Genomic DNA, 2,847 nt, shown 5'->3' with positions numbered 1-2,847 from the left:
CGCGGTCGATGTCGCGTTGGTCTTGCGGTGTGGATGCGCCCGCGAACGCGAGCGCGGCCGGCCCCAGGTCGAGGTCGAACAGGCGATTGCCGAGGCGCGATTGGTAGTAGTAGTCGCGCTTGGGCTGCGCGGTGGCGACGATTTCGATTTGCCGGCTGTTGAGGCCGAAGCCCTCGTAGATCGTGCGAATCTGCGGCTCGGTGGCCTGCGGGTTAGGTAAGAAAATCCTGCTCGCGCAGCTTTCGATGATCGCGGGCGCGATGGTCGAATCCTTGATGTCGGCCAGCGACTGCGTGGCGAAGATGACGCTGACGTTCTTTTTCCTGAGCGTCTTGAGCCATTGGCGGATGCGGGCCGCAAAGGACGGCTCATCGAGGAACAGCCACGCCTCATCGAGAATCAGCAGCGTGGGTGCGCCATCGAAACGCTCGTCGAAGCGGGCGAACAGGTAGCGCAGCACCGCTTGCACGGCGGCAGGGCTGTGCATCAGTTCTTCCATCTCGAAGCCCTGCACGTCGCCGAATCCGAGGCGGTCGGCGTCCGCATCCAGCAGTTTTCCGTGCGCACCGCCCAGGACATAAGGCGCGAGTGCCTGGCGCAGCGCGTTCGATTGCAGTAGCACGGAAAGCCCGGTCATCGTGCGCTGTTCCTGCGGCGCACCGGCGAGGCTGCCGAGAGCCGACCAGATGGCCACCTTCTCGTCCGGGCCGACGGTCACGCCCTCATGCAGCAGGCGACCTTCCACCCATTCGGCGGCCCAGGAGCGGTAGCCCTCGTGGTCGATGCGGGCGAGCGGCTGGAACGCGATGCCGCCATCGGCGCCCAGGTCGTAGTGCTCGCCGCCCAGGCCGAGGATGGTGGCGCGCATGGAGCGGCCCATGTCGAAGGCGAAGATCCGCGAGCCGAAGTAGCGGCGGAACTGCAAGGCCAGCGTCGCCAGCAGTACCGATTTGCCCATGCCGGTGGGGCCAGCGACCAGCGTGTGTCCCACGTCGCCGATGTGCGTGACCAGCCGGAACGGCGTCGCGCCATCGGTGCGGGTGACTATCAGCGGTGGGCCGTCGAGGTGGTCGTTCTTCTCCGGCCCGGCCCACACCGCCGACAGCGGCATCATGTGCGCGAGGTTCAGCGTCGAGACGATGGGCTGGCGCACGTTGGCATACGCATTGCCCGGCACCGACGACAGCCACGCATCCACGGCATTGAGCGTTTCGGGGATGGTGACGAAGCCGCGCCCCTGAATCACGCGCTCCACCATGCGCAGCTTTTCGTCGGCCACGGCCGGGTCGGCATCGAGCACCGTCACCGTGGCCGTGAGGTAGCCGAAGGCGACTTGATCGCTGCCCAGCTCCTGCATGGCGGCGTCCGCGTCGGCCGCCTTGTTGCTGGCGTCGGTATCGACCAGCGGGCTTTCCTGCTGGAAGATCGTTTCGCGCAGCAGCGCGATGACGTTCTTCCGCTTCGCAAACCATTGGCGGCGCAGGCGGCCCAGCTCCTTTTCCGCTTCGGCTTTGTCGAGGCAGAGGAACCGCGTACTCCAGCGATAGGCAAAGCCCAGGCGGTTTAGGTCGTCCAGCAAGCCCGGCCAAGTGGAAGTCGGAAAGCCCCGCACCGACACCACGCGCAGGTGCTGGTCGCCCAGCATAGGCGCGAGGCCGCCGACCAGGGCGGAATCGGCCAGCAGCGCGTCGAGGTGGAAAGGCACCTCGGGCACGGCCAGCCGGTAGCGCCGCGTCGAAACCGTGGCGTGCAGATAGGTCAGCGCGCGGCATCGTCCAGCCAGGCGATCTCCGGCATCACGCCATCGAGCAGGTCAAAGCCCCGATCCGTTTCCGCCACGAAAGCATCGAGCCGACCGCGCCAGTCCACGCCATCGCCCGGCGCGTGCTCGTAGAGCAGCTTGGCCGCACGGGCGCGGGATTCCTCGGGCGGCAGATAGGCCAGCGTCAGGTGATAGGCACTCTCGAAGTGGTTGCCCGATTCCTCGAAGGCGGCGCGGCGTTCCTCGTCCACCAGCCAGGACAGCGGTTCGGGAAAGTCGGAATGCGGATAGTCCGCCGCCGGCTGGCGCTCGGCTTCCACGAACAGCGCCCAGCCTGAACCCAGCCGGCGCAGCGCGTTGTTCAGCCGCGCCGTGGTGGCGATCAACTCGCCCTGCGTGGCGCTGTCGAGGTCGGGGCCACGGAAACGGGCTGTACGCTGAAAGCTGCCGTCCTTGTTCAAGACGACACCCGGCGCGATCAACCCGGCCCAGGGAAGCCAATCGGCCAGCAGCGCGGGCCGCTGGCGGTATTCGGCAAGGTTCAGCATGGCGGCATCCCCCTACACGTCCAGCAACGGCTTGTGCTTGATGTGCCGGGCGAAGACCTGCATGAACTGCGGATCGACACGCGCGCCCCACACGGCCAGCGAGTGGCCGACGATCCAGAGCACGACACCGGGAATCCAGAGTTGCAGGCCCAGCCCGACGGCGGCGGCCAGCGTACCGTTGGCAATCGCCACGGTGCGCGGTGCGCCGCCCATGAGGATCAGCTCGGTCAGCGAGCGATGTAGCGGCACCTCGAAGCCGGCCGCGAAGCTGTCCGGCCCGCTCATACGACCGCCCCGCCAGAGAAGCTGAAGAACGACAGGAAGAACGAGGACGCGGCGAACGCGATGCTCAAACCGAAGACGATCTGGATGAGTTTGCGAAAGCCCCCCGACGTGTCGCCGAAGGCCAGCGCGAGGCCGGTTGCGATGATGATGATGACCGCGACGATGCGTGCCACCGGCCCCTGGATCGACTCCAGAATGGATTGCAGCGGGCCTTCCCACGCATCGAGGAACCGGCGGCCTGCGCCGTTCCGG

The 2,847-nt window shown here is 67.0% G+C and carries 2 protein-coding genes and 1 pseudogene; all 3 read right to left on the bottom strand.

Going from position 1 to position 2,847, the window contains the following annotated elements:
* A pseudogene (gene trbE, locus BSZ31_RS12500) lies at positions 1–2,310 on the bottom strand (conjugal transfer protein TrbE); the annotation flags it as partial.
* Between the two features lie 12 nt (positions 2,311–2,322).
* Entirely contained in the window at positions 2,323–2,595 is a 273-nt protein-coding gene (locus BSZ31_RS12495) for a VirB3 family type IV secretion system protein (protein ID WP_105029020.1), read from the bottom strand.
* Positions 2,592–2,847 (bottom strand): TrbC/VirB2 family protein (locus BSZ31_RS12490; RefSeq protein WP_105029019.1); only part of this gene is annotated, 256 nt, incomplete at its 5' end. The genes BSZ31_RS12490 and BSZ31_RS12495, both read right to left, overlap by 4 nt.

This window comes from Limnobacter sp. SAORIC-690 (assembly GCF_002954425.1).
Taxonomy (GTDB): Bacteria; Pseudomonadota; Gammaproteobacteria; order Burkholderiales; family Burkholderiaceae_B; genus Limnobacter; species Limnobacter profundi.
This window is presented reverse-complemented; position numbering and strand designations above follow the sequence as displayed.